A 5141-nucleotide genomic window follows, 5' to 3' on the forward strand; every position below is an offset into this window, starting at 1 on the left:
ATTGGGACATTATCAACTTGGATACATTGAGACATTATCACATTGGAATCAGAGAAATTGTCTTCTTTTTTTATCATTGTATTTACGTTCTATAGATGAGAATGTTATAATTTTTAAATGGGAGGCAGTTTGTATGAAGAAGTTGTTGGTGGTTTTGCTTTGTTTATTTATGACGGCATGTGGAACAAAGACAAAAGATTCAGATATTTCAGATAGAATATTAAAAAAATACAAAGAAGATTTGTCATATATCAAAAAAGCCAAGAAATTCGATGATATTTCTGATAAAATGAATATAAAATTGTATTATACGGAAATAAATGAAGGATATCGATATGAATTAGTCATTGATGAACCAAAAGAGAACATGTACAATATTAAGGCTATTTCATATAGTTCATCATGTTTAGATGATTACCAGCCGACTATTGGATATTTTGATAAGGAAACTTATTCTATGGTTCCGAGAGTCGTTGATAAAAAGAAGAATATTTATAAAGGTATTTCTTTGTCAGGAAGAGTAAAGAAGAAAGACTCACTTAAGGTTTTTGTTCATTATGATCAAAATGAATCAGATTCTGATGAAAGTTATAGTTATTGTTTTGAGGTGAAGAATGAGAATTGATAAATTATTAGCACATTGTGGATATGGCTCAAGAAAAGATGTGAAGCAGCTTTTAAAGGATGGAGTTGTTGTTTCTAATGGTAAGAAGATTAAATCATCAGGGGCTCATGTTGATCCTGAAAAAGACGAGATTTATGTAGATGGTGAAAAGATTGTTTATTCAAAGTATGTTTATTATATGTTGAATAAGCCAGATGGTTATGTGAGTGCAACAGAAGATAATCTTTATCCTACGGTTATTGATTTGATTAAAGAATACCATCCTGGACTATTCCCAGTAGGAAGACTTGATGTAGATACAGAAGGTCTCTTGCTTATCACTAATGATGGGCAACTAGCACATCGTCTCCTTTCTCCTAGAACACATGTTCCAAAGACTTATTATGTTAAAGTGAAGGGAAGACTTGGAATAGGTGATATCAATGCATTTACTAAAGGTATTCCTTTAGAAGATTTCACATGTATGCCAGCTTTTTTGAATATTATTAAGAGCGATGAAATTAGTGAGTGTGAAGTGACTATTTATGAAGGCAAGTTTCATCAGGTTAAAAGAATGTTTCAAGCGTGTGGTAAAGAGGTTGTTTATTTGAAGCGTATCAGCATGGGAGAACTTAAACTTGATGAGAGTCTTAAATTAGGTCATTACAGACCACTTACAGATGAGGAAATTAATAGCATACTATAACGTTTTATGATATAATAACAATGATATGGAGGTTTTATGAGATTAAGAAATAATCCTGATGCGATGCCTTTTTTACAAGAGCATGCAGATTTAGTTTTTATTAATCCACGTGACCACTTAGGTAAGTGGCATGAGGTATTCGGAAATAACAATCCTATTGCGATTGAGATTGGAATGGGAAAAGGTGATTTCATTATCGAAAATGCGAGAAGAAATCCAGATATCAACTTTATTGGTATTGAAAAATATTCAACAGTTCTAACTATTGCGGTAAAGAAATTCTTAGAGATGGAAACTTTACCAAATCTTCGCTTTATGAAGGAAGATGCAGCAGTATTAGGTGAAGTATTTGCAGAAGGTGAGATTGATACAGTTTATTTAAACTTCAGTGATCCTTGGCCTAAAAAGAGACATTCAAAGAGAAGATTGACTTATTCTTCATTCTTAGATGTTTATAAGAGTATTTTAAAGGATGAAGGTCATTTGATTTTTAAGACAGATAACCGTCCATTCTTTGAATTCTCACTTGTTTCTATGAACAATTATGGAGCACGTTTCCATGATGTATGTTTAGATCTTCATCATAGTGAAGGATATGAAGATAATGTGATGACTGAATATGAAAAGAAGTTCTCACCATTTGGTCCTATTTATAGAATCGATATTGATTTTGGTGATATGAATGGATAAGCTCATTCAATTGCATTCTTTAGAAGAGTTTAAAGAAGCTATCCAGAATAAATGTATTATCGTATTTTCTACAGATTGGTGTCCAGATTGTCTTTATATGAAAACCTATATAGAACATGTTGTTGAAAACAATCTAGCATATCAATTCTATTATGTGAATCGTGACGATATGCTTGATTTATGTATTGAATTAAATATCTTAGGTATTCCTTCTTTTATTGCATATGATAAGGGACAGGAACTAGGACGATTGGTATCGAAATTAAGAAAGACAGAGGAGGAAGTTCAGTCTTTCATTGATTCAATTTAAAAAAGAAAGTGTGGGTTGAATATGAAAATTACAGATTGGATTATGGGTAAAGATATGGATTTTGAAGATACTGTAAAGAAAGAGGAGCCACCACATGTGGATCCTGTGATTGAACAGCGTCGTAAAGAAAAGTTCAGTGAACCTATGATTTATAACGAAGAAAAAAAAGTTGAAGAACAAAAAGTCGAAGTAAAGGTTCCTGTAGTAAAGAAAAAAGAAGAACCTAAAAAGCCTAAAAAGCAAGAATATGTTATGAGTCAGATCATCTCTCCAATGAACGGAGTGCAGGAATCTAATAACCCTGTGCCACAAAAAAAGCCAGCAGTTAAGAAAAAAATAAAAAGACGTGAGGATGATGTGGTACCGGTATTAAGTCCTTTTTATGGTGCTCAAGGAATTGAGGAAGAAAAGCCTGTTGTGAAAAAGGCAAAGAAGGTAGAGAAAGTAGTCAAGAAGGAAAGCAGTGAAGTGATTGATTCTGTAGAAAACCGCTTGAAGAATTTATCTACTTTAACACTTGAATCACAAGAAGACCTCAAAATTGTTGAAGAGAGAACTGGTAAGTTCAAACATGACATGGAAAATGAAGATCCTTTGATTGAAGAAATCAATGATGATATGAGCTATGATGAACTCATGAATCTTTATGAAAAGAAGTTTGAAGATTAATGGGAATTGGTGTTGATATCGTTGAACTTTCTCGCTTAGATATTGAGAATGAAAGATTTGTCCGTCATATTTTGTCAGATGAAGAATATGAGATATTTCAATCATTTCCTACCGAAAAGCGTAAGAGAGAGTATCTAGGTGGTCGTTTTGCAGCCAAGGAAGCTTATCTGAAAGCAAATCACCTAGGTATTGGTGGTATTTCATTTCATGATATTGTCATTTTGAATCATGAAGACGGAAGTCCTTATCTCAATGATGAGGATGCAGACATTTCTATTGCACATGATGGCGGCATTGCGATCGCTTTTGTAAATAAGAAATAATTTTATTTAACCCGTATTCACCTTCTTCTTAAAACAAGTCTTTTGGAGGAGGTGATTTTTATATGTATAATCAAGTATTTCTTGTGGGTAGACTTGCTCAGATGCCTGATTATGAAATTATCAATAATTATCGAAAGGATGCTTTAATCCATATTATGGTTTATCGTCCTTTTGATGAAGTGAAAGGATGTAGGGATTATGATTTGGTTCCTATTATCTTATGGAGAGGTTTAGCGGAAATGATTAATGATACATGTCATGTTGGCAGTGTCATTGCAGTAAAAGGAAGATTAAATGATCTTGAAGACAAGCCCGATTATCAAGGATATCGTGTCATGTCTGTACGTGCAGAGTCTTTCGAGGTTCTTGATGAGAAGATCAAAGAACTTCAGAAACCGCTGACTATGTAGAAATAAGGAGGTTTATTTATGGTTGATCAGTCACTTATTAGAAACTTTTCAATTATCGCACATATTGACCATGGTAAGAGTACCCTTGCCGATAGAATTTTACAATTAACTGGCACAGTAGCTGATCGTGATATGAAGGATCAGTTACTTGATGATATGGAACTTGAAAGAGAGCGTGGTATTACAATCAAGTTAAATGCAGTATCTCTTTCATATACTGCAAAAGATGGTAAGACTTATCTTTTGCATCTTATTGATACACCGGGCCATGTTGATTTCTCTTATGAAGTATCACGTTCTCTTGCAGCCTGCGAAGGAGCTATTCTTGTAGTAGATGCGGCTCAGGGTGTAGAAGCACAGACTCTTGCGAATGTTTATCTTGCACTAGATAATAATTTAGAGATTCTTCCTGTTATTAATAAAATTGATCTTCCTAGTGCAGATCCTGATAGGGTTGCAGAAGAAGTAGAAGATTTAATTGGTCTTCCTGCAGATGATGCACCTCGTATTTCAGCTAAGACAGGCTTAAATGTTGACCAGGTACTAGAAGAAGTTGTAACTAAGATTCCTGCACCGAGTGGTGATATTAATAACCCTACACAGGCTTTAATTTTTGACTCTTTCTATGATGCATATAGAGGTGTCATTATTCTTGTATGTGTTAAGGAAGGTAAGATTAGAGTAGGGGATCACATTCATTTTATGGCAAGTGATGCTGATTACGAAGTTGTAGAATGTGGTGTACATACGCCTCGTGAAGTGAAAAAGGATGAACTAGTAACAGGCGAAGTAGGATGGATTGCAGCAAGTATCAAGTCTATATCTGATGTTCATGTAGGTGATACAGTTACTACTTTAGAAAATAAAGCAGAAGAACCATTACCTGGATATAGACGTATGAACCCAATGGTTTATTGTGGTCTTTATCCTATTGATAATGCTAAATATAAAGATTTACGTGAAGCACTTGAAAAGATTGCGTTAAGTGACTCTTCGCTTGTTTATGAACCTGAAACATCTCAGGCTTTAGGATTTGGTTTCCGTTGTGGATTCCTTGGATTATTACATATGGATGTTATTGAAGAAAGACTAGAAAGAGAATTTGGTCTTGATTTAATTGCGACAGCACCATCTGTAATCTATAACGTTTATTTAAGTGATGGTTCTATGATTGAAATAGATAACCCAGCTTTATTGCCAGATCCAACAACAATTACACGTATTGAAGAGCCTTATGTACGTGCAGCAATTATGACACCTGATGAATTTATTGGTCCTATTATGGAATTATGTCAGAACAAGCGTGGAGAATATGTAGATATTGAATATCTTGATGATACAAGAAGAAATGTTATTTATTATATTCCACTAACAGAAATTATATATAATTTCTTTGATAAATTAAAATCATGTACTCGTCTCTATGGTT

General features: G+C 33.7%; 8 protein-coding genes. All 8 read left to right on the forward strand.

What is annotated here, in order from left to right; genetic code table 11:
* A partial coding sequence (locus tag ACT8VG_RS06950) for a hypothetical protein (protein ID WP_444195486.1) occupies window positions 1-625 on the forward strand: 625 nt, incomplete at its 5' end.
* Window positions 615-1310 carry a pseudouridine synthase gene (locus ACT8VG_RS06955; RefSeq protein ID WP_117458051.1) on the forward strand — a complete coding sequence of 232 codons (696 nt, stop codon included), beginning with the start codon at window positions 615-617 and terminating at the stop codon, window positions 1308-1310. The genes ACT8VG_RS06950 and ACT8VG_RS06955, both read left to right, overlap by 11 nt.
* Window positions 1311-1346: 36 nt before the next feature.
* On the forward strand, window positions 1347-2000 hold the full coding sequence (gene trmB / locus ACT8VG_RS06960) for a tRNA (guanosine(46)-N7)-methyltransferase TrmB (protein WP_217106722.1): 654 nt from the start codon (window positions 1347-1349) through the stop codon (window positions 1998-2000).
* Entirely contained in the window at window positions 1993-2310 is a 318-nt protein-coding gene (locus tag ACT8VG_RS06965) for a thioredoxin family protein (RefSeq protein ID WP_444195487.1), read from the forward strand. Before trmB ends, ACT8VG_RS06965 begins: the two co-directional genes overlap by 8 nt.
* A gap of 21 nt (window positions 2311-2331) precedes the next feature.
* Window positions 2332-2979, forward strand: a complete 648-nt coding sequence (locus ACT8VG_RS06970) for a hypothetical protein (protein WP_230310095.1) — start codon at window positions 2332-2334, stop codon at window positions 2977-2979.
* On the forward strand, window positions 2979-3302 hold the full coding sequence (acpS, locus tag ACT8VG_RS06975) for a holo-ACP synthase (protein ID WP_117458049.1): 324 nt from the start codon (window positions 2979-2981) through the stop codon (window positions 3300-3302). The genes ACT8VG_RS06970 and acpS overlap by 1 nt, the downstream gene beginning before the upstream one ends.
* 62 nt (window positions 3303-3364) lie before the next feature.
* Window positions 3365-3712: a single-stranded DNA-binding protein gene (locus ACT8VG_RS06980; RefSeq protein ID WP_187012900.1), complete on the forward strand. Its 348-nt coding sequence runs from the start codon at window positions 3365-3367 to the stop codon at window positions 3710-3712.
* Between the two features lie 18 nt (window positions 3713-3730).
* The coding region (gene lepA, locus ACT8VG_RS06985) for a translation elongation factor 4 (RefSeq protein ID WP_444195488.1) at window positions 3731-5141 on the forward strand (1411 nt) is incomplete at its 3' end.

Origin of the sequence: Catenibacterium sp., from assembly GCF_052354645.1 — a bacterium.
In the GTDB taxonomy this organism is placed as follows: Bacteria; Bacillota_I; Bacilli_A; order Erysipelotrichales; family Coprobacillaceae; genus Catenibacterium; species Catenibacterium mitsuoka_A.